General features: G+C 73.7%; 17 protein-coding genes. 7 read left to right on the forward strand and 10 right to left on the reverse strand.

The annotated features are described in order from the left end of the window. The first annotated feature begins 8 nt into the window (after positions 1–8). Genes ASE25_RS12520 through ASE25_RS12530 form a run of 3 tightly spaced genes read left to right on the forward strand, consistent with a single transcriptional unit; the run spans position 9 to position 1,637 of the window. Complete coding sequence (locus ASE25_RS12520; RefSeq protein ID WP_056825853.1) at positions 9–608, forward strand: sulfite oxidase-like oxidoreductase; 600 nt, start codon at positions 9–11, stop codon at positions 606–608. Continuing rightward, on the forward strand, positions 578–1,333 hold the full coding sequence (locus ASE25_RS12525; protein WP_056825854.1) for a ferredoxin reductase: 756 nt from the start codon (positions 578–580) through the stop codon (positions 1,331–1,333). The genes ASE25_RS12520 and ASE25_RS12525 overlap by 31 nt, the downstream gene beginning before the upstream one ends. Positions 1,334–1,346: 13 nt before the next feature. After that, positions 1,347–1,637, forward strand: coding sequence for a DUF6510 family protein (locus tag ASE25_RS12530; RefSeq protein WP_056825856.1), 291 nt, complete (start codon positions 1,347–1,349; stop codon positions 1,635–1,637). A gap of 111 nt (positions 1,638–1,748) precedes the next feature. Here ASE25_RS12530 and ASE25_RS12535 read toward each other — a convergent pair whose 3' ends face one another. The 3 genes from ASE25_RS12535 to ASE25_RS12545 all read right to left on the reverse strand — a co-directional run bounded on the left by ASE25_RS12535 (position 1,749) and on the right by ASE25_RS12545 (position 8,879). After that, positions 1,749–2,276, reverse strand: coding sequence for a hypothetical protein (locus ASE25_RS12535; RefSeq protein ID WP_056825859.1), 528 nt, complete (start codon positions 2,274–2,276; stop codon positions 1,749–1,751). 51 nt (positions 2,277–2,327) lie between these two features. Next, on the reverse strand, positions 2,328–7,865 hold the full coding sequence (locus tag ASE25_RS12540) for a carboxyl transferase domain-containing protein (RefSeq protein WP_056825861.1): 5,538 nt from the start codon (positions 7,863–7,865) through the stop codon (positions 2,328–2,330). Between the two features lie 111 nt (positions 7,866–7,976). Next, on the reverse strand, positions 7,977–8,879 hold the full coding sequence (locus ASE25_RS12545; RefSeq protein ID WP_056825862.1) for an aminoglycoside phosphotransferase family protein: 903 nt from the start codon (positions 8,877–8,879) through the stop codon (positions 7,977–7,979). A gap of 237 nt (positions 8,880–9,116) precedes the next feature. On the opposite strand from ASE25_RS12545, the gene ASE25_RS12550 reads away from it, so the two are divergent. The 3 genes from ASE25_RS12550 to ASE25_RS12560 all read left to right on the forward strand — a co-directional run bounded on the left by ASE25_RS12550 (position 9,117) and on the right by ASE25_RS12560 (position 11,138). After that, positions 9,117–9,401, forward strand: a complete 285-nt coding sequence (locus tag ASE25_RS12550) for a hypothetical protein (RefSeq protein WP_235508669.1) — start codon at positions 9,117–9,119, stop codon at positions 9,399–9,401. A gap of 56 nt (positions 9,402–9,457) precedes the next feature. Beyond that, positions 9,458–10,066, forward strand: a complete 609-nt coding sequence (locus ASE25_RS12555; protein WP_082622857.1) for a thymidine kinase — start codon at positions 9,458–9,460, stop codon at positions 10,064–10,066. A gap of 118 nt (positions 10,067–10,184) precedes the next feature. Next, positions 10,185–11,138 carry an alpha/beta fold hydrolase gene (locus tag ASE25_RS12560; protein ID WP_056825866.1) on the forward strand — a complete coding sequence of 318 codons (954 nt, stop codon included), beginning with the start codon at positions 10,185–10,187 and terminating at the stop codon, positions 11,136–11,138. On the opposite strand, the gene ASE25_RS12565 is transcribed toward ASE25_RS12560, so the two are convergent. Next, positions 11,133–11,765 (reverse strand): uridine kinase, encoded by a 633-nt coding sequence (locus ASE25_RS12565; protein ID WP_157623420.1) that lies wholly within the window; start codon positions 11,763–11,765, stop codon positions 11,133–11,135. The genes ASE25_RS12560 and ASE25_RS12565 overlap by 6 nt on opposite strands. Before the next feature lie 66 nt (positions 11,766–11,831). On the opposite strand from ASE25_RS12565, the gene ASE25_RS12570 reads away from it, so the two are divergent. Continuing rightward, on the forward strand, positions 11,832–12,245 hold the full coding sequence (locus ASE25_RS12570) for a RidA family protein (RefSeq protein ID WP_056825868.1): 414 nt from the start codon (positions 11,832–11,834) through the stop codon (positions 12,243–12,245). Here the strand turns inward: ASE25_RS12570 and ASE25_RS12575 are convergent. The 6 genes from ASE25_RS12575 to ASE25_RS12600 form a co-directional block, all read right to left on the reverse strand. Beyond that, positions 12,238–13,404 carry a VWA domain-containing protein gene (locus ASE25_RS12575; RefSeq protein ID WP_056774989.1) on the reverse strand — a complete coding sequence of 389 codons (1,167 nt, stop codon included), beginning with the start codon at positions 13,402–13,404 and terminating at the stop codon, positions 12,238–12,240. The genes ASE25_RS12570 and ASE25_RS12575 overlap by 8 nt on opposite strands. Further along, positions 13,401–15,611 carry a DUF5682 family protein gene (locus ASE25_RS12580; protein ID WP_056825869.1) on the reverse strand — a complete coding sequence of 737 codons (2,211 nt, stop codon included), beginning with the start codon at positions 15,609–15,611 and terminating at the stop codon, positions 13,401–13,403. Before ASE25_RS12580 ends, ASE25_RS12575 begins: the two co-directional genes overlap by 4 nt. A 19-nt stretch (positions 15,612–15,630) precedes the next feature. Further along, positions 15,631–16,728, reverse strand: coding sequence for an AAA family ATPase (locus ASE25_RS12585; protein WP_056825871.1), 1,098 nt, complete (start codon positions 16,726–16,728; stop codon positions 15,631–15,633). Further along, positions 16,725–18,245, reverse strand: a complete 1,521-nt coding sequence (locus ASE25_RS12590) for a DUF5691 domain-containing protein (protein ID WP_056825873.1) — start codon at positions 18,243–18,245, stop codon at positions 16,725–16,727. Before ASE25_RS12590 ends, ASE25_RS12585 begins: the two co-directional genes overlap by 4 nt. After that, positions 18,242–19,387 carry an SWIM zinc finger family protein gene (locus ASE25_RS12595; RefSeq protein WP_235508670.1) on the reverse strand — a complete coding sequence of 382 codons (1,146 nt, stop codon included), beginning with the start codon at positions 19,385–19,387 and terminating at the stop codon, positions 18,242–18,244. The genes ASE25_RS12590 and ASE25_RS12595 overlap by 4 nt, the downstream gene beginning before the upstream one ends. 232 nt (positions 19,388–19,619) lie before the next feature. After that, on the reverse strand, positions 19,620–19,874 hold the full coding sequence (locus ASE25_RS12600) for a helix-turn-helix domain-containing protein (protein WP_056774975.1): 255 nt from the start codon (positions 19,872–19,874) through the stop codon (positions 19,620–19,622). Positions 19,875–19,956 lie beyond the last annotated feature (82 nt).

Consider the following 19,956-nt stretch of genomic DNA (forward strand, 5'->3'; position numbering starts at 1 on the left):
GACTGGGCATGGACTTCGTGACACGAGGGTTCCAGGGTCGGCCACGCGGCCGCGACGACCGGCTGCCCCCGGGCCAGTACCTCACCGGTGACTTCCCGGTGCTCTCGGCGGGCCCCACCTCGAACGTCGACCACGACGAGTTCGAGCTGTGGGTCGCGACGGAGGACGGCACCCGCCACACGTGGTCGTGGGCCGAGCTCATGGCCCTCCCGGCCGAGACGGTGACCGTCGACATCCACTGCGTCACGAGCTGGTCCAAGCTCGACACCGAGTGGCGCGGCGTCTCGCTCGACACCCTCCTCGCCGACGTCGAGACGGCCGCCGACTTCGCGATGGTGCACAGCTACGGCGGCTACACGACGAACCTGCCGCTCGAGGACCTCCTCGACGGACAGGCCTGGGTCGCGTACGGCTACGACGGCGACGACCTCCGACCCGAGCACGGCGGTCCCGCAAGGCTGCTCGTCCCGCACCTCTACTTCTGGAAGTCGGCCAAGTGGGTGCGCGGCATCGAGCTGATGCTCGAGGACTCACCCGGCTTCTGGGAGCAGCTCGGCTACCACGACTACGGCGACCCATGGCGCGAGCAGCGGTACCAGGGGGACTGAGTGCCCGGCGCGCGTGGCGGGAGGCCACGCTCGTCGAGCGACGTCCCGAGACCGACAGCGCCGTGACGCTCGTCCTCGACGTCGACGGGTGGCCCGGTCACCTGCCGGGTCAGCACGTCGACGTGCGGCTCACCGCGCCCGACGGCTACACGGCGACCCGGAGCTACTCCGTCTCGGCGCCCGAGCGCGGTGACCGGGTCGAGCTGACCGTCCAGCGGGTGCCGGACGGGGAGGTCTCGACCTTCCTCGCCGACGGTCTCGCGGTCGGCGACGCCGTGCGCGTGCGTGGGCCCGTCGGTGGCTGGTTCGTCTGGCGCACCGGGCAGCCCGGGCCCGTGCTGCTCGTGGCCGGCGGCTCCGGCGTCGTCCCCCTCATGGCGATCCTGCGGGCCCGCGGGCCCGGCGCAGCGCCGTTCCGCCTCGTCTACTCGGTCCGCGGGCCCGACGACGTCATCTACCGCGACGAGCTCGCGGTGCTGGCCGCCACGGACGGCGTCGACGTCCGGCTCGTCCACACGCGCCGGGCCCCCGACGTTGACAAGCGCCCGGTCGGCCGGCTGCGCGAGTCGGACCTCGCCGCGCCCGGCTGGACGGGGGAGGACGCACCCACGTGCTACGTGTGCGGGCCGACCGGCTTCGTCGAGGGCGCTGCCGACCTGCTCGTCGCGCTCGGCCACGCGGCCGACCGCATCCGGACAGAGCGATTCGGGCCGAGCGGCCCGTGAAGGAGGACTTCCCATGACGATCCCCGACGGTCCAGGGCCCACGGCGGCATACGACGGCAACCTCATGGCCGGCCCGCTCTCGGAGCTCTTCGCGCTCGACGTCACGGTGGCCGTCGTCCGCTGTCGCGGCTGTGGCGCGGACGCGGAGGTGGCGACGCTGCGTGTCTACGGGCCCGAGCCGGGCCTCGTCGGTCGGTGCCCGGGCTGCGACGACGTGCTCGTCCGGGTCGTCCGCACTCCCGACGCGGTGTGGCTCGACCTCGGCGGCGTCACGTCACTGCAGGTGCCGGCCCCGAAGCGCTAGCCGGGTCAGCTCAACGGTGCGTCCTCGTGCCACAGGTGCGCGTTGCAACGCGCACTCCTGCCGTCGGGGACCATCTCCCGCGCCACCGCGCACCGCTGCCGGTGATCCTGGTCAGCTGAGCAGGGCGTGGATGCCGATGGCGGCGAAGGCGCCCACGGTGAGGACGATCGTGGCGATGCCGACGACGAGAGCACCACGCTGCTCGGTGTTCATCCGCTCCGTCCAGCCGAGCTCCTTCGCCACACCCCGGATGAGGTCGCGTCCCTCGCCGGCCTGGAACGAGTAGTCGACGACCTTGCCGACCCGACCCGTCCCGGCGTCGACGCCGAACTCGACGCGCCGCGAGTAGCTCATCACCCGGCCACGCTTGAACGACCTCTCGGCCGAGAGCGACGCGGTCCCGCCGCTGTAGCTGACGGTGTTGTCGACGTCGGTGATGCCGTAGCGGCCATCGTCCCTCAGGTGCACCTCGTGGGTGAAGACGCGCTTGAGCCCGTGCGCCCGCGTGATGGTGAGCCACCGGGCGTCGGCGAGGTCGATGGTCAGGTCGAAGCCGTACGGGCGCTCCGCGACGGCATACGGCGTGCCCTCGGCTGCCGCGCGGGCACGGTCGACGAACTCCTGCGTGCTGCTGCTCATGTGCTCCCCTGTGTGTCGGTGGTGGGCGCCCGGATCCGCGCGCCCACCCGGTCAGCCCTGCAGGCCGGCCTCGATCGCGGCGATGATGCGCGGACGAATGTCGTGGGCGTCGATGACGGCGTCGACGGACCCGACCGAGACGGCGCGGTGGATGCTGTGCACCGTGTCGAACTCGGACGCGACCTGGCCGAGCTTCTCGGCGCGCACCGAGCTGCGCAGCTCGGCGAGCTCGGTGGCCAGCCGGGCGCGCTCGACGCCGGTGGCCGACGCGACCCGACCCTCCAGCTCGGTGACGCGCGGGTCCGACGCCGTGCGGGCGTCGACGTCGCGCGAGAAGACGACGGCCGCCGCCGGCGCACCGCCGAGCACCGACGCGAACGACCCTTCGATGGCCAGCACCGTCATGCGCGGGTTGAGCGTCTTGGAGAAGACGACGAACGCGCCGCCGTGGTAGCGGGAGACGACGGTGAAGACGATCGGGCCGTCGAAGTTGACGATGGCCCGGCCGATCTCGGCGCCGTACTCGAGCTGGAGGCTGCGCATCGACTCGGGTGAGCCGTCGAAGCCCGACAGGTTCGCCAGGACGACGACGGGGCGGTTGCCGCTCGCCGCGTTGATGGCGCGCGCCACCTTCTTGCTCGACCGCGGGAAGAGCGTGCCGGCCGTGTACGTGTCGGGGCCGTCGGTGGGCGGGAAGCCGCGGCGCGGCACCGACTTGGACTCGATGCCGATGAGGCACACGGGGATGCCACCGAGGTGGGCGTCCTGCACGACCGCGGTCTCGGCGTCGGCCATGCCGGCCCAGCGCTCGAGCGGCTCGCGGTCCTGGTCGCTGACGGCCCGCATGAGAGTGCGGATGTCGAACGGCTTCTTGCGGTCCGGGTTGGTGAGCGAGCTGAAGATGTCGCCGACCGTCTTGAAGCCGGAGTCGGCCAGCTCGTGCGGGTAGAGCGTCACGTCACGGTGCGACGGGTCGCTCGTCGTGACGCGGCGCGGCCCGGACTCGCCCGGGCTGACGTAGGCGTGCTCGTAGTGCGCCATGAGGATGGCCCGGGCACCCGCGAGATCCTTGGCCCAGTACTGCGCCTGCCCGTTCGGGCCCATGACGCGGTCGTAGCCACCGATGCCGAAGTTGTCCTCGGCCGAGACGCCGCCGGAGAAGTCGAGCGACTGCTTGCCGGTGAGGACCATGGCGCTGTCCGGCGTCATGACGAGGATGCCCTTGGTGTGCATGAGCATCGTCGCCTCGGCGTTCCAGTAGGGCTGGGCGCCGACGTTGATGCCGGCGACGACGATGTTGATCTCGCCACCCGCCTGGGTGAACTCGATGATCCGCTTGAGGGCACGGGCGACCCAGTCCATGTTCTCGGTGCCGGAGTCCATCGAGATGCGCGCACCGGCGGACAGGGAGTACCACTCGAGCGGCACCTGCATCCGCTCGGCGAGGTCGAGGGCCGCGATGACCCGGGCGCACTCGGCCTCGGCCACGGAGCCGAGCGACCGGAGCGGGTCGCCCGAGAGGACGACGCGCGTCACGCCCTCGGGGTGGCGGACCGTCGGCGAGCTGACGACGGCGACGATGATGCCGGCCTTGTTGAGACCCTGGGGACGGTCGACGGGCACGAGCGTGCCGGAGTCGTCGAGGTCGTGCTCGACCACCGTGCCGCCGTCGCCGGCGATCATCGACTGGAGCTCGTAGGGGTAGACGAGACCACGGCGTCGGGCCCGGACGACCTTGGAGGCGTAGTCGTCGAGCGGCTTGAGCGGCTCGGTGGGCGGGGCGCCCAGCGAGCCGGTGACGCCCGAGCCGGGCTGGTAGAAGAAGCGGCCCGCGATCGGGGCGGGCGCCTCGCCGGGTGCCCCGGCGACCTGCGCCTGCACGAGGACCTCCTCGATGCCGGCGCCGGCGGTGACGGGGGCGATCTTGCTCTGGAGCGCCGTCAGCTGGCCGAGGTCGGCCTCGATGGTCGGCCAGATCTGGACCCACACGTGGTTCATGTCGAGCCGGGAACCCTTGGCGCCGCGGCTCGCCCGGACCCGACGGATCGCCTCGAGACAGTTGGCGATGGCGCGCTCGACGTGCGGCAGGCCCGACACCTGACCGGACTCGTCGCGCACGACGACGACCTGACGCACCTGCGCGAGGGCGACGAGGCGGTGGTCGTCGGGGTTGTCCTTGGCGACGCACTCGTAGAGCAGGACGTCCTCGGGGGCCTCGAGCCGCGTCACGTCGAAGGACGTGAGGCGCCACAGGTTGAGGCGGCGCCCGACCATGGGGTGCACGCCGCGGACGAGGCGGTCCTCGACGAGGGTGCCGTCGACGGGGCGGAAGGTGAAGTAGCCGACCGGGCGCCCCTGGCCGGCGCTCACGGCGACGGCGACCCGGCGTACGTCCTGGGCGAAGGGCAGTTGCTGGAGCAGCGCGGCGAGCTGATCGCTCGCGGCGTCCGGCGACTCGGGCTCCTGCGCCCAGCGCAGGTAGAGGTCGACGACGGACTGGAGCCCCGTGGGTCGCGACCACACGTCGTTGGAGACGGCCGCGTCGAGCGGGCTGCCCGGCACGAGCTCGTCGACCCCGCCGATCGTCGACGTCAGGTGCGTCGGACGCTCGTCGAGCGTGTAGTCGGCGACGGCGAAGGGCCGGTCGCCCTCGGAGAAGGTGCGCAGGCCGTGCAGCTCGTGCTCGCGGTAGTGCCGCTTGATGAGCACCTCGAGCATCGGCTCGTGCTCGGGTAGCCGCTCCGGCGCCTCCTCGTGGAGGCGCTCGGTGAGGAACCGGACGATCTGCTCGGGGATCGCAGCGAGCTCGTCGATGCGCGCCGTGTGGTCGGGTGCGTCGGGCTCGGCCGCGAGCGCCGCGAGCTTGTCGCGGACCCCGGCGAGGACGCTCTGGCGCTCCTCGTCGACGAGCGGCTGGTCGAACCAGCGGAAGCGGACGCTGCGGGCGAGGTCGCCGATGACGGGGAAGCGCAGCTGGGTCGCGACGACGAGCCGGTCGAGCGCGTCACGGGCTGCCGCGTCGAGCGGCGGCGCCGGGATCGGCTCGGCGAGCCACCGCTGGAGGATCGATGTCGCGAGCTGCACCTCGGGCGCCGAACGCTGCTGCGCGAGGAAGACGCGGAAGACCGCCTCCTCCAGGTCGGGCGTGCGCTCGAAGTCGGTGACGCCGTAGTGGCGCAGGACGCGGGCGAGCTTGTCGCGGAAGTCCGCCGAGAGACCGGCGCGGTCGACGTCGAGGCTCTGGAGGTAGGAGTGGAAGTGCTCGCGCGGGCTGTGGACGAGCAGCTCGGTGTGGCGCTCCTCGGCGGCCGGGCGGTTGCGGCTCAGCTCGGCGAAGTCGGTGAGCAGCTCGAGGACGTCGATCTCCTCGGCCAGTGGGATCGTGCCCTCCGCCGCGAGCTCGTCGCGCGCCGAGAGGTAGCCGGTGAGCACCCTGCGGTCGCCGATCGGGTCGCCGTCGAAGCCGAGGACGCTCGCGGAGAGGTCCTCGATGCCGCGGCCGACGCGCTCGCGCACGCTCGCCTGCCCGGCGTTGGAGTCGGGCAGGTCGAGGTCGACGGTCTCGGTGGCCACGGCCTCGGCGACCTCGGCCTCGTCGCCGGTGGGCTCGAGCCGCACGAGCGGTGCGCCGGTCTCGACCTGGCTGCCGACGGAGACGAGCAGCTCGCGCACGCGGGCGGCGAAGGGCGCCGGGAGGACCGTCTCCATCTTCATCGACTCGAGGACGAGCACCGGGGCACCGGCGGCGACCTCGTCGCCCACGGCCGCGGGGGTGGCGACGACGAGCGCGGGCGCGGGCGAGCGCACGACGCCGCCCTCGTCGCGGGACACGCGGTGGGTCACGCCGTCGACCTCGACGAGGTGGACGGGGCCGTGGGTGGCGGTCACGAGGCGGTGCGCGCGTCCCTCGACGACGATGCGGCCGGCATACTCGTCGATGCGGTCGAGCGTCGCGTCGACGACGTGCTCGTCGCCGCCGTTGGCGATGGAGACGCGGTAGCGGTGCGACGCGGTGCGCAGCACCATGACCTTGTATGCCGTGCCGCGCAGCTTGAGGTCGATGGCGCGGCCGACCGTGTGCTGCACCTGCGGACGGCCCCCGCGGGCCGACTCGAGCAGGCGGGCCCGCTCGATGGCCTCCGCGTCCTCGTAGGCCTCGATGCCGGCGGCGACGAGCGCGACGCCGGAGTGGCGGTGCGACACGAGGCGGCCCTCGGCGCGGACGCGGTCGATCCAACCGGTGTCGGCGGAGCCGTCGATGATCTCGGGCTGGTCGAGCAGGTCGAGGATGAAGCTCTTGTTCGTCGAGCCGCCGTCGATGACGACGGTCGTCTCGGCCATGGCGCGGCGCAGGCGGGCGAGGGCCTCGTCGCGGTCGCGGCCGTGGGCGATGATCTTGGCGATCATCGAGTCGAAGTCGGCGGGGATCGAGTCGCCCTCTCCCACACCGGTGTCGACGCGGATGCCGGGACCGGCCGGGAACTGGAGCAGGCTGATGCGGCCGGGGCTCGGGGCGAAGTCGCGGTCGGGGTCCTCGGCGTTGAGGCGGGCCTCGACGGCGTGGCCGCGCTGCGTGGGGCGGCCGCCGGGCAGATCGTCGAGACGCCCGCCGTTCGCGACGTGGATCTGGAGCTTGACGAGGTCGGTGTCGGTGACGACCTCGGTGATCGGGTGCTCGACCTGGAGGCGGGTGTTGACCTCGAGGAAGGCGAAGAAGCGCTCGCCCGGGTGGTAGAGGAACTCGACGGTCCCGGCGCCGGCGTAGCCGACCGCGATGGCGAGCCGCTCGGCGCTGGCGCGGACCTCGTCCTCCTGCTCGGGGCGCAGGACGGGAGAGGCGGACTCCTCGATGACCTTCTGGTTGCGGCGCTGCACCGAGCAGTCGCGCACGCCCACGGCCCACGCGGAGCCCTGGCCGTCGGCGATGACCTGGACCTCGATGTGGCGGGCGCCGGTGACGAGCTTCTCGAGGAAGACGACGCCCGAGCCGAACGCGCGCTGGGCCTCGTCGCGGGTGCGCTCGTAGGCATCGGTGAGGTCGGCGTCGGAGTCGACGCGGCGGATGCCGCGGCCACCACCGCCGGCGGTCGCCTTGAGCATGAGGGGATAGCCGATGCGTGCGGCTGCTGCCTTCGCGTCCTCGAGGGTGTCGACGCCGCCGCGGCTCCACGGCGCGACGGGGACGCCGACCTCCTCGGCGATGAGCTTGCTGCCGATCTTGTCACCGAGCTTGCGCATGGCATCGGGGCTCGGGCCGATGAAGGTGACGCCGACGCGCTCGCACAGCTCGGCGAAGGCGGGGTCCTCGGCGACGAAGCCCCAGCCGACCCACGCCGCGTCGACCTTCGTCTCGCGCAGGGCGCGCTCGAGGACGGCGTGGTCGAGGTAGGGGCGCGCCGAGGCCGGTCCGAGGTCGTAGGCGTCATCGCTCTCGCGCACGAACATGGCCCGCCGCTCGCCCTCGGTGTGCAGGGCGACCGTCTCGATGCGGTGGCCGTCGCGACCCGCGGCGGCGTTGAGGTCCCGCACCGCGTGGATGAGCCGCATGGCGGCCTCGCCGCGGTTCACGATGGCGATGCGCGAGATCATCGGTGCTCCTTCAGACGGGGGTGGTGTCGCACCCTGCAGCCTTCCACGCCTGCCCGGTGACCGGCGAGTAGACAGGCGCGGAGTCGTGGGGTGCGTGGTTCGGCCGGTCGGTCAGGCGAGCTCGGCGACGACGGCGCGCACCATCTGACGGCCGTGCTCGGCCATCCGCGGGAAGGTGTGCCGGTAGTAGTCGATGCCGGTGAGCGACGGCGCGAGAGCCCAGCCGCACGCCCGGAGCCACGTGGCGTCGTCGGGGCAGACGGTCTCGCGGTAGAGGTCTCGTGCGTCTCCCGTGAAGGTCCACAGGGCGGCGGCGACGTCGGGAGCCGGGTCGCCGACACCGAGGGCGCCCCAGTCGATGACGGCGACGAGGCGGCCGGTGTCGACGACGAGGTTGCCGGGCTGGAGGTCGCCGTGGATCCACACGGGGTCGCCCTCCCAGTCCGGGGCGGAGACGCAGATGTCCCAGGCGCGCTCGGCGGCGTCGAGGTCGAGGGCGTCGTCGTGGCCGCGCAGCCGCTCGAGGCCGGCGCGCGCCGCCGCGTCGACGTGGGAGAGCGGGGTGCCGCGCGAGCCCGGTGGCTTGGTGGGGCCGCCCGTGGCGTCGACCTCGCGCAGTCGCAGGGCGAAGTCCGCGACGTCGCGGGCAAGAGGGACGTCGTCGGAGCCGAGGCGCGGCGGGGTCGTGCCGTCGACCCAGGGGACGACCGACCACGCCCACGGGTAGTCGTCGGACGGGCGTCCGAGGTGGACGGGGACCGGCACGCCGACGGGCAGGTGCGGTGCGAGACGAGGGAGCCACCGGGCGTCGGAGTCGGCCTGCTGCGCGGCCCACTCGACCTTGGGCATCCGCACGACCAGCGCGTCGCCGAGCCGGAAGAGGACGTTGTCGGTGCCCTCGACGTCGTCGGGAAGGGCCGTCACGGGCAGCTCCGCAAGCTGCGGGCACTGGTCGGCGAGCAACCGTCGGACCAGCTCGGGAGTCGCGCGGACCTCGTCCTCGTGCATGGGCATCCCGGCACGCTAGGCGGCGAGCAGCGTCCCTGGCGACTGCTTTCCGGGCGAGGCGTCGACCTTGGGAGTACCTTCGCCTCACCGGCACAGGGGAGCGCCACGGACGACAGGGGCAGTCGCATGGACGAGACGGTGACCAGCACGACGCGGGCGGAGGCGCCGGACGGGCTCGGGCAGCCGGGGCAGCGCGGTCCGGACTCGCCTCTCAGCGGCGTGGAGCGCTCAGTGGGTCGCCCCGTGAGCGTGGGCCTCGTGCTCCTGCTCGTCATCGCCAACACCATCGGCTGGCTGTGGTTCGTGGGCCACCAGGACGAGCAGTTCCAGATGCTCCAGTCGCAGGTGGGGGCGGTCGACGTGTCCGTGCCGTCCACCCAGACCGACCCGACGCTGTGCTGGCTCGTCGGAGCGCAGGCCCGGGCCGCCGGTCACGCCAAGGAGCTCGTGGGTCAGGTGACCACGTCGGGCACCGTCGACGCGTGCATCGAGAACGTGATCCGAGGCGCCAACGGCTACGGCCGCTGACCCGGGTGCGAGGCGATGCCACCGACTGACACCGGGGGCCGATAGCGTTCTCGCCCGTGACCACGATCGACGACGTCAGGCAGGCCGTCCGCACCGCGTCCGAGGTGTCGCTCGACGTCGTCCTCGGGCCGATGAAGTCGGGCAAGAGCCTCGCGCTCATCTCGCTGCTGTCACCGCTGCAGTTCACGCGGGTGCGACACCGCGTGTACCAGTCGGAGCGGCACGTCCGCGACAGCGGCGTCACCTCCCGCAGCGGTGGTGTGCTCGCGACGACGAAGGTGCGCAGCCTGCACGAGGCCCTCGACGAGCAGCTCGACGTCGTGGCCGTCGACGAGGTGCATATGTTCGACCTCGACGACGTCGCGGTCGTCGACCAGCTCCTGCGTCGCGGCACCCGTGTCGTCGTCGCCGGCATCGACCTCGACCACCGCGGCGAGCTCTTCGCCCCCGTCCGGGCGCTGCTCGAGCTCGGGCCCGACACCGTGACCTACCGCCGCGCCGTGTGCGACCAGTGCCGCGACTTCAGCGCCACGCACACGCAGGTCCTCCGCTCGGGCGAGCCCTTCCTCGACAGCCTCGGCGGCTCCGAGGCCCTTCCGGACGACGGCACCTTCACCTACGAGGCACGCTGCCGCTCCTGCTTCGTGCGGCCCGCGTCGTCCTGAGCCGGCGGCACCCGGGCTCCTGTCCGGCTCTGTCGCCGCGCGCACAGACACGCGTCCCCTGAACGGTCATCCTCGGGTCGAGGACGCAACGCCCTCGCTCTCGCAGAGGGAGACCGAGATGGGAACCACGACCGGACGCAGGCACCGGACCGGAACCACGCACGGCCTGAGGTGGCTGACCGTCGTGCTCGTGATGGCGCTGGCACCGGCCCTCGCGGCCTGCACGTCCGGCTCCGCCGGTGCCGGCGCCGTGACGACCCCGACCGCACGAGCAACCCCCACCGTACGAGCAACCCCGACCGTGCGAGCGACCCCGACCCTCGAGCCCGAGCGTGACGTCGTCGTTGCCGGCCGGCACCTCAAGGCCCGGTGCGCCGGCAGCGGCCCGTCGGTCGTCCTCGTGGCCGACTACGGACTGGCCATGGACGACGCGTGGGGCACGATCCCGCAGACCCTCGCGACGCGCGGCCGGGTCTGTGTCTATGACCGACTCGGGATCGGACGGAGCGACTCGGTGCCCGACCGCCAGACCTTCGCCAGCCTCGCCGACGACCTCGACGGAGTCATCTCGGGGCTCGGGCTGACACGGCCCGTCGTCGTCCTGGGACTCGCCATGGGGGCTCCGATCGTGCTGACGTGGATGAGCCGGCACGAGTCCGACGCCAAGGCCGTCGTCCTGCTCGACCCCGTCCCCCCGGGCTACTTCGGACCCACCGGCGCCCTGCTCAGGCTCCTGCCGCCGAAGGACCCGAGCGACCCTGAGCTGGGCAGCGTGTGGGCCGACCTTGGCCGCTTCAGCGCGGTCGCGACGAACAAGGAGAGCCTCGACCCGACCTCGTGGACGGCCTACGAACGGCTGCCCGTGACGTCCACGCCGCTCTACGACCTCGTCGGGGCGCAGGTGCAGCCGTGGCCGGCGGCGGTCGACGGCAGCAAGATCGACGGTGTCTGGAGGCAGTACCAGCGCCGGGTGCTCGCGCTGTCGTCGCAGGCCGAGCTCCGGATCGTGCCGAAGCCCGACGACTGGCCCGCGACGATCAGGAGCACGCTCGAGCGCGCGCTGCAGTCATGACCGAGGACCGCCCGGCGCCACCACCCAGCCGCCAGCGTCGCCGCTGACCACGAGGTCGGCTCGCTGCCAAGGACGGTCGCCGGCGAGGAAGGGCTCCTCGGCCGTCATCCACTCGTCCCAGAATCGCTCGGCCTCCGCACGCGTGCGACCGAGCTCGACGTCGCGCCGCAGCCCGCGCTCGCGCGCCTCGTCACGGTCGGCCTGCACCCAGACGACCACGTCGGCGTGGAGGGCCAGCGACGCGCGGCCCGCGCCGACCCCCTCGAGGACGAGCACGCGTACGCCCTCGAGGACGGTCACGGAACCGTCGCGCCCCTGCGCGGCCCAGCCCGGCGGTCGGTGGTCGACGAGCTCGCCGCGCCGCCAGGGCCCGATGACGTGCTCGAGGGCGACGTCGTCCCACGCGATCGCGTCGTGGTGCCAGGCGGGGTCGTCGGTGTGGACGACAGCACCGCCGAGCAGCGTCGCCGCCCGCTCGGCGAACGTCGTCTTGCCCGACCCGGACCGGCCGTCGACGAGCAGGACGCCCCGTCCGTCCGGGAGCAGGGTCCCGAGGAGCGTCTCGATCGCGGCATCGTCGACGGGACGCCACGGCCCCGCCTCGGTCTCCTCGGGGTGCAGTCGCATGGCGTGAGTATGCCGTCCGGTCGCGTCGGTCACGGTCAGGTCGGCTCGCGCACTAGCGTCCTGACCATGAGCCGACCCACCAGCGCCGTGCGCCTCATCAGGGCCGCCGCGCTCACCGACACCGCGCCCTACGCGTATGCCGCGACGACCGACCCCGGCGCCCGGCTCCTCTTCACGGCGGGAGCCTGCCCCCTCGACGAGTCCGGTGCAACCGTGGCGCCCGGCGACGTCCCAGCCCAGGCCCGGCAGTGCGTGGCCAACCTCGTGACCGCTCTCGAGGCCGCCGGCGCGACGCTGGGGGACGTCGCCTACACGCGCGTCCTCGTGGCGACGGCCGTCCGCGAGGACCTCGTGGCGGCGTGGACCGTCGTCCACGACGCCTTCGGCGAGCACGAGGTGCCGAGCACCCTGCACGGCGTCACCGTCCTCGGCTACCCGGACCAGCTCGTGGAGATCGAGGCCGTCGCCGCGCTCAGGTAGCCGGCTCGGCCTCGTGGGTCGTGACGATGTCGTTGGCCGCGGCCCAGGCCGTGATGTCGCGCTTCTCGATGGCCGTCGCCATGAGGTCGGGGAACTGGTCGGGCGTGCAGGCGAAGGCCGGCACCCCGACGGCCGCGAGGGCCGAGGCGTGGTCGGCGTCGAAGCTCGGCCGGCCCGAGTCGCTGAGCGCGAGCAGGGCGACCATCGTCGCGCCGGACGCGACGATCGAGGATGCGCGTCGGACCATCTCCTCGGCGATGCCGCCTTCGTAGAGGTCGCTGATGAGCACGAGGATCGTCTCGCCCGGCTGCTCGATGAGGCCCTCGCAGTAGGCGAGCGCCTGGTTGATGTCGGTGCCTCCGCCGAGCTGCACGCCGAAGAGCACGTCGACGGGGTCGTCGAGCTCGTCGGTGAGGTCGACGACGGCGGTGTCGAAGACGACGAGGCGCGTCTCGACCGACCGGAGCGAGGCGAGGACTGCCCCGAAGACGCTGGAGTAGACGACGGACTCGGCCATCGAGCCGGACTGGTCGATGCAGAGGATGATCCGCCGCTCGACTCGGTGCGCCCGCCGGGCGTGACCGACGAGCCGTTCGGGCACGACGGTGCCGTGCTCGGGCTGGTAGTGCTTGAGGTTGGCCGCGATGGTGCGGTTCCAGTCGATGTCGGACGCCTTGGGGCGCCGGGTGCGTGACGCCCGGTTGAGCGCGCCGGAGACGGCCTGGACCGTCTCGGAGCGGAGCCGCTCCTCGAGCTCGTCGGTGACGACGCGGACGACCGCCCGCGCCGTGGCGCGCGACCGCTCGGGGATGACGCGGCCCAGCCCGACGAGCGTCGTGACGAGGTTGACGTCGGGCTGCACGGCCTCCATGAGCTCGGGCTCGAGGAGCAGCTGGGTCAGGCCGAGCCGGTCCATCGCGTCGTGCTGCATGACCTGCACGACCGACGACGGGAAGTAGCCACGGATGTCGCCGAGCCAGCGCGCGACGCGCGGCGCCGACGCCCCCAGACCGCTACGGCGCTCGCCGTCGTAGAGCTCGCGCAGGGCCTCGTCGCGCTTGAGGTCGTCGGGGTCGAGGCTTGCGCCCTCGCCGATGCCGTCGGACTGCTCGCCGCCGAGGACGAGGCGCCAACGGGTGAGCCGGTCGCGGTCGGTCATGACGCCACCTCCATCCCGAGCAGGCGAGCGACCGCGGCGATCGCCGGTGCCGCCCGGTCGAGGTCGAGCGAGTCCGTCGACGACGGAGTCGTACGCGTGCCGCTCGCGAGGTCGCGCAGGTGCGTCCCGATGAGGCGGCGTTCGGCGGGCTGGTAGCGCGAGAACGTGCGGCGCACGAGGGGCAGGAGGTCCTCGAAGGCCTCCTCGGACGCGCCGACGAGCCACTCGTCGATGATCGAGAGCAGGTCGTCGCCGTGGATGAGGAGCAGCGCCTCGCCGGTGAGGAAACCGTCGAGCCAGGCCGCGGCGGCCGGGGCCGGGGTGCCGGGGGAGAGCCGGCGGCTCAGGCGCGCGGCCGCGTCGTCGTGCGTGAGGTGCGAGCCGTCGAGCAGCAGCCGGTTGACGCGTCCGGCGACGGCGCCGTGGATGACCTCGTCGCGACCGACGGTCACGAGCGCCTCGGTCCACGGGTCGCGCAGGTCGTCGCGGTCGACGAGCGCCACACCGCGGTGCGCCGCCTCGACAGCGGTGCGCATGGCGGCCGCGCTGTCGTCGTCGAGGCTCGAGCACGCGGCGCGGAGCCCGACGGACGCACGCACGACGACGGTCTGGAGCACGTGCGCCACGTCGGCGACGTCGACGCCGCGCACGTCGCCGTAGCGGCACGTCCGCGCGAGCGGCTCGACGGTCTCGAGCAGGGCCTGGGTGTCGTGCTGTCGGGCCGTGCGCTCGGCCAGCGCGGCCACGACGGCGCGCAGTCCCTCCGGCAGGTCGGCGAGCAGGCACTCCTCGATGAGCCGCCCGAGGACGCGGAGGTCGGCCGCCTCCCCCGCCTCCTCGGCGATGCGGGACTCGGCGGCGCTGCGGACCGTCGTGCCGTGGAGGCTCGCCTCGATGACGGCGACGGCGAGCTCGGGTGTCCACTCGAGCTCCCAGGCCTCCTTGAAGGTGCCCGTCGTGCGGCCGGCGTCGACCTGCGTGCCCCACGGGACGTCGAGGACGGCGAGTCGGTGCAGCAGCACCGACCGGGCGAGCTGGGACTCGCGGCGGAGGTCGAGCTGCACGACCGTCGAGGTCGCGGACGCCTTGAGCCGCAAGGTCTTCTGCTGCTTGGCGAGGTCGCCGGCCAGTGGCACCATCGGCGTCGACTCGGGCACCCTCCCGAGCAGCTCACCGATGACGAGGGTGCGGTCGACGAGCCGCAGGGGCAGGTCGGAGCCCTCCGTGAGGACCGCCCGGGCCGCATCGGTCAGCTCGGCGAGCCCGACCGACGGCCTGCCCCGCACGGCGGCGAGCGCGCCCGCGAGACGGGTCGCCTCGACGACCGAGGCGGTCGACGCGTCGAGATCCTGGCCGCGCAGGGCCCGGGCGACGCGGACGAACCACGACGGCACGACCTCGTCGTCGGGGGTGACGAAGAGGTGGTGGTACCACCCGGGCGAGCGGACCCCCGCGCCGTAGCCACTGGCATACGACAGGCGCTCGGAGCTCCACGGCGCCCACGTGGCGGCGACCTTGATCTTCGGCAGCTTGCTCATGAGCGCGTTGTCACGGCTGGCCGGCGGGAAGGATGCCGGGTCGAGAGCCGGGGCGTGGTAGGCGCCGCAGACGACGGCGATGCGCTCGCGACCGCCCCGCATCTCGGCGCGGATCACCTTGCGCATGAACGCCTCTCGCCGCGCGTCGTCGTCGACCTCGAGGTCGCCCCGGACCCCCTCCATCGCCCCGCGCAGGTGGGCGAAGTGGGCGAGAGACGACGTGCGGCGGTGCTCGACGGCGTCCTCCCACCAACGCTCGGGGTCGTCGTAGCCGGCAGCCGACGCGAGGGCCGAGATGGGGTCGAGGCGCCGGCCCGGACGACGCGGAGCGTCCTCGGCGTCGCTGTCGGCGAGGTGGTGCGTCGCGGGCAGGTCGGCGAAGCGGACGTCGACCCCGTGCTCGAGGGCCCACCGCAGCGCGACCCACTCGGGGGAGAAGACGGCGAACGGGTAGAACGCCGCCCGCCTCGGCTCGTCGACGGCGTAGACGAGCCCGGCCACCGGCGGCACGAGGTCGGGGTCGGCGGCGAGCGGGATCAGCGCGTCGAGCTCGGGTGGGCCCTCGATGACGATGACGTCGGGCAGCAGCTCGTCGAGGGCGCGCCCGACGGAACGTGCGGAGCCCGGACCGTGGTGCCGGACGCCGAGCACCTCGACACGAACGTCCACCCCAGGAACGCTCACGGGCTCAGCCGAGCTCGCGGCACGCGCGGTAGAGGTCGGTCCACTCGGTGCGGTCCTTGACGACGGTCTCGAGGTACTCATGCCAGACGATGCGGTCCTGGACCGGGTCCTTGACGACGGCGCCGACGAGGCCGGCCGCGACGTCGTCGGCCCGGACGATGCCGTCGCCGAAGTGGGCGGCGAGCGACAGCCCGTTGGTCATGACCGAGATGGCCTCGGCGGTCGACAGCGTCGCCGACGGCGACTTGACGGTGGTCCGCTGGTCGGCGGTGACCCCCGAGCGCAGCTCGCGGAAGATCGTGACGACGCGCTCGATCTCGGCGAGGGACTCGAGCCCGGGCGGCAATTCGAGCGAGCGGCCCAGCGAGTCGACGCGGGTGCGGACGATCTCGACCTCCTGCGCGAGGGTGTCGGGCAGGGGCAGCACGAGGGTGTTGAAGCGGCGCTTGAGGGCCGACGAGAGGTCGTTGACACCCTTGTCGCGGTTGTTGGCGGTGGCGATGACGTTGAAGCCCTGCTGCGCCTGCACCTCGGAGTCGAGCTCGGGGATCGGCAGGTGCTTCTCGGACAGGATCGTGATGAGGGCGTCCTGGACGTCAGCCGGGATGCGCGTCAGCTCCTCGATGCGCACGAGGGTCCCGGTCTCCATGGCCCGCATGACCGGGCTCGGCACGAGCGCGCCGCGCGTCGGCCCCTCGGCGAGCAGGCGCGCGTAGTTCCAGCCGTAGCGCAGCGACTCCTCGGGCGTGCCGGCCGTGCCCTGGACGACGAGCGTCGACGAGCCGCTGACGGCGGCCGCGAGGTGCTCGCTGACCCATGTCTTGGCCGTGCCCGGCACGCCGAGGAGCAGCAGGGCCCGGTCGGTGGCGAGCGAGGCGACGGCGACCTCCATGAGCCGCCGTGACCCGAGGTACTTCGGGGTGATCTCGGTGCCGTCGTCGAGCGTGCCGCCGAGGAGGTAGGTCGTGACGGCCCACGGCGACAGCCTCCATCGCGGAGGGCGGGGGCGGTCGTCGGAGGCAGCGAGGGCGGTCAGCTCGGCGGCATACGCGTCTTCGGCGTGGGCGCGCAGGACCGTGGTGGGAGAGGGTGATTCGCTCATCTGAAGGCCTCGGTGATCGATCGCTTGACGGAGTGGAACTGGAGCAGGTGGCGCAGGTTGGTCGTCAGGGTCTGGTCGGCGCCGCTGGACTCGAGCCAGCGCTCGACGGCGTCGAGCGCGGCGGGGTGCAGCCCGGCGACGAGGTAGGGCATCGTCGCGACGACGATCGCCGAGCCCTGGGGTGCGGCGCGGAGCCGGGACACGAGGGCGACGCTGTAGTCGGCCGACCACGGGGGCTCGACGGCCGCGATGACGGCGGCCGCGTGGTGCGGCTTGGTGCTCGTCGCGTCGACGCGCCTCAGCACGGCTCGCTCACGCAACTCACGCGGAAGGGCGGGCACGAGCGTCGGGTCCCAGCCGCCGTCGAGGAGCGCCGCCGCCCACTCGGGGTCGCGTCGGACTCGCACGGCACGGCGTATGCCGGCCAGGGCGTCCGTCGCCTGCGCGTCGGTGAGGCGCTTGACCGTCGCCACCGGACCCGCGCCGGTCAGCTCGGCCCAGAGCTCGAGCGGGGCGCCGGCGCAGAGCTGCTCGAGCCACCAGCCGCGGGCGGAGCGGCGCGGCGGGGGCTTGCCGAGGCCGTCGCGCACGGCTGCGTCGTCCGGCTCGTCGGGCAGCCGCACCTCGACGCCGCGACCGAGCAGGCCGGTGCGCTGGACGAGCGGTCGCAGCCGCGCGGCCATGCGAGCGGCGCGTGCCGAGTCCGGAAGGGCGTCGAGCAGCTCGGCCGCCAGCTCACGCACACTGGCGGCCCGGTCGTCGAGAGCGTCCTCGAGGAGCGGCTCGTCGTCGGGGCCGAGGGCGATGCGCAGGGCGTCGAGGTGTGCGCGTCGGTCGCGCGCCGCGTCGGTGGCCCAGGTGGAGCGGACGAGCTCGCGCGCCGCAGCCGGGTCGTGGGCCCGGACACCGGTGAGCACGGTGACCCGGTCGGTCGAGGGCAGGCGGGCCCAGTCGTCGGCCCGCGGCGCGGCGCCGGTCCGGCGCGAGGCGGTGCGGGCCTCGGCGCCCGCGGAGGCGTCGGCGACCCACGACCACTCGTCGCGCAGCCCGGCGAGCCATCGGCCCCGTTCGTCGAGCACCGCGGCCGTCGGGCGCCGCAGCTCGCGCGCCCCGGTGGCGAGCGCGAGCAGCGTCGGCAGCAGGGCGTGCGGCACCCGGCAGCCGGCGTCGTCGGCGGCACCCAGCCAGTGCGCGAGCAGGGCGCTGCGCTGCTGGGCCCCGGCCGGAGGCTGGGTCATGACGAGCTCGAGCAGCTGGACGGCCCGGCGCGGGGCCACGGGACGACGGTCGTCGGGGGCGGCTTCCGGTGGGTCGGCGTGGTCGAGCCGGCGCCCCGCGCGCAGGGCCGCGCCGCCCAGCGCGGCGGCGTCGAGGAGGGCCTCCTCGCGGGAGGACTCGCCGGAACGTCCCAGGACACCGGCCCGCCCGAGATCGGGCAGCGGGGGCGCCGGCCGGCGCGCCGTGCCCAGCAGCGCGGCGTTGCCGACGTCGCGCCACCACGTGTCGACATCGCTCACAGCCCGACCACCTCGCCGTCGAGCACGACGGTGAGCGGCCTCAGGCGGGTCTCCTCGAGCTCGCCGAAGACGCGCGCCGGTCCGCCGCCGGTCAGGCCGAGCAGCGACCACACGTCGGCGTCGTCGGTCAGGGAGACGCTCGCACCGTCCGCGTCGACGACCCGGTCGACTCCGACGCGCACGTCGGACAGGACGACGGGGATGCGGCGCGCCCACGGGTTGCGGCCCCAGGCCTCGGCCGCCGCCGACCGCGCGTCCGCGAGGGACGCGCCGGACGGCATACGCACGTCGCCGTCGGAGACGGTGGGCTCGTCGACGAAGAGGGCCCGCCGCACGGCGGCACCCGGGTAGCGGGCCAGCGTCGCGTCGAGCCCGGATCCGACGACGCGCGGGACCGGCAGCACCTGGCCCCCGGCCGCGAAGTCGAGCACCTGCACCGTCTCGCCGGTGGCGCTCCCGCGCAGCCACGTGCGCTGCTGCTGGAGGCGGCCGTCGTCGCTGCGGTGCGCGCCGAGGACGAGCCAGCGGTCGGCCACGGCGTCGGCCCGGCGCACCGACTCGGTGCTCGTCGACCAGCCGAGGTAGGCGCGCAGGTCGCCGAGCCGGGCCTCGTCGAGGGACTCGCGTCCGGACCAGGCCCGGGTGGCGGTCCACCAGCGACCGAGCGCGACGAGCAGGCGCTCGGCCCAGTCGGGGCGACCGCTCACGGCGCCTCCGACCGAGCGCACGTCGTCGGCGAGTCCGGGCAGCTGGGCGTCGACGAGGCGCGCGGCCGTGCCGTCCCACCACGCGTAGGACTGGTGCCGTGCGGCTGCCGTGCCGCTGCGCGCGAGGTCGGTGAGCCACCGCGCGAAGTCGTCCATGCCGTCGTCCATGAGGGCGAGCCGCTCCTCGAGGCGCTTTGCCGCGGCTGCGGGGTCGGGGGTCCTCGCCGGGCGGGCGGCGTCCCCGGCGGCCTTCGCCTCGGCCCGGGCCGAGCGCTCGGCGGCCCACTCCTGGGCGAACCCGGCCACCTCGGTCGCCTCGGCGACGGACCCCGACCCGTCCACCCAGAGGAGCAGGAGCGCGAGCCCGTGCTTGCACGGGAACTTGCGGCTCGGGCACGAGCACCGGAACGCGGGCCCGGTGAGGTCGATGCTCACCTGGTAGGGCGTCTTGCCGGAGCCCTGGCACTTGCCCAGAGCAACGTCTCGGTGGAGCCGGTGTCGGACCACGGCCCGGGGCGCGCGAGCCTCCGGGCAGCGGCCAGCGACGAGGCGTCGGGAGCCAGACCGGCCACCTGCTGGGAAGTCCATCGCGTCATGACTCGCACATCATGACCGACACCCCCCACACCCGTGGGCGGAGCGCCGTATGCCGTGTCGCCGCGTGCGGTCAGGCGTCGCCGGTCGAGCTTCGGCTGCGGTCCGCGTCACCCTCGCGCACGAGCCGCTCCAGGTGGGCCATGACGCTGGCGCGCTCGAACCGCCGGTGGCCGCCGGGCGTCCGGGTCGAGGTCAGCAGGCCGACCCGGGCCCAGCGGGTGATGGTGGCCGGAGAGACCCGGAAGATCCGGGCGACCTCGTGCGGAGCCATGAGCTCCCGGTCGTCACCGTCGTGCCCGCGGCCGGATGAGTGTGCTGTCGCCATGGTGCTGCCCCCGTGTCCCCTGTGCGCTGCGTCCCCCGACGCGCGATCGACCACAACATACCCACCTTCGCAGCCGTCCGTC

This window comes from Terrabacter sp. Root85 (assembly GCF_001429185.1).
Lineage (GTDB): Bacteria > Actinomycetota > Actinomycetes > Actinomycetales > Dermatophilaceae > Terrabacter.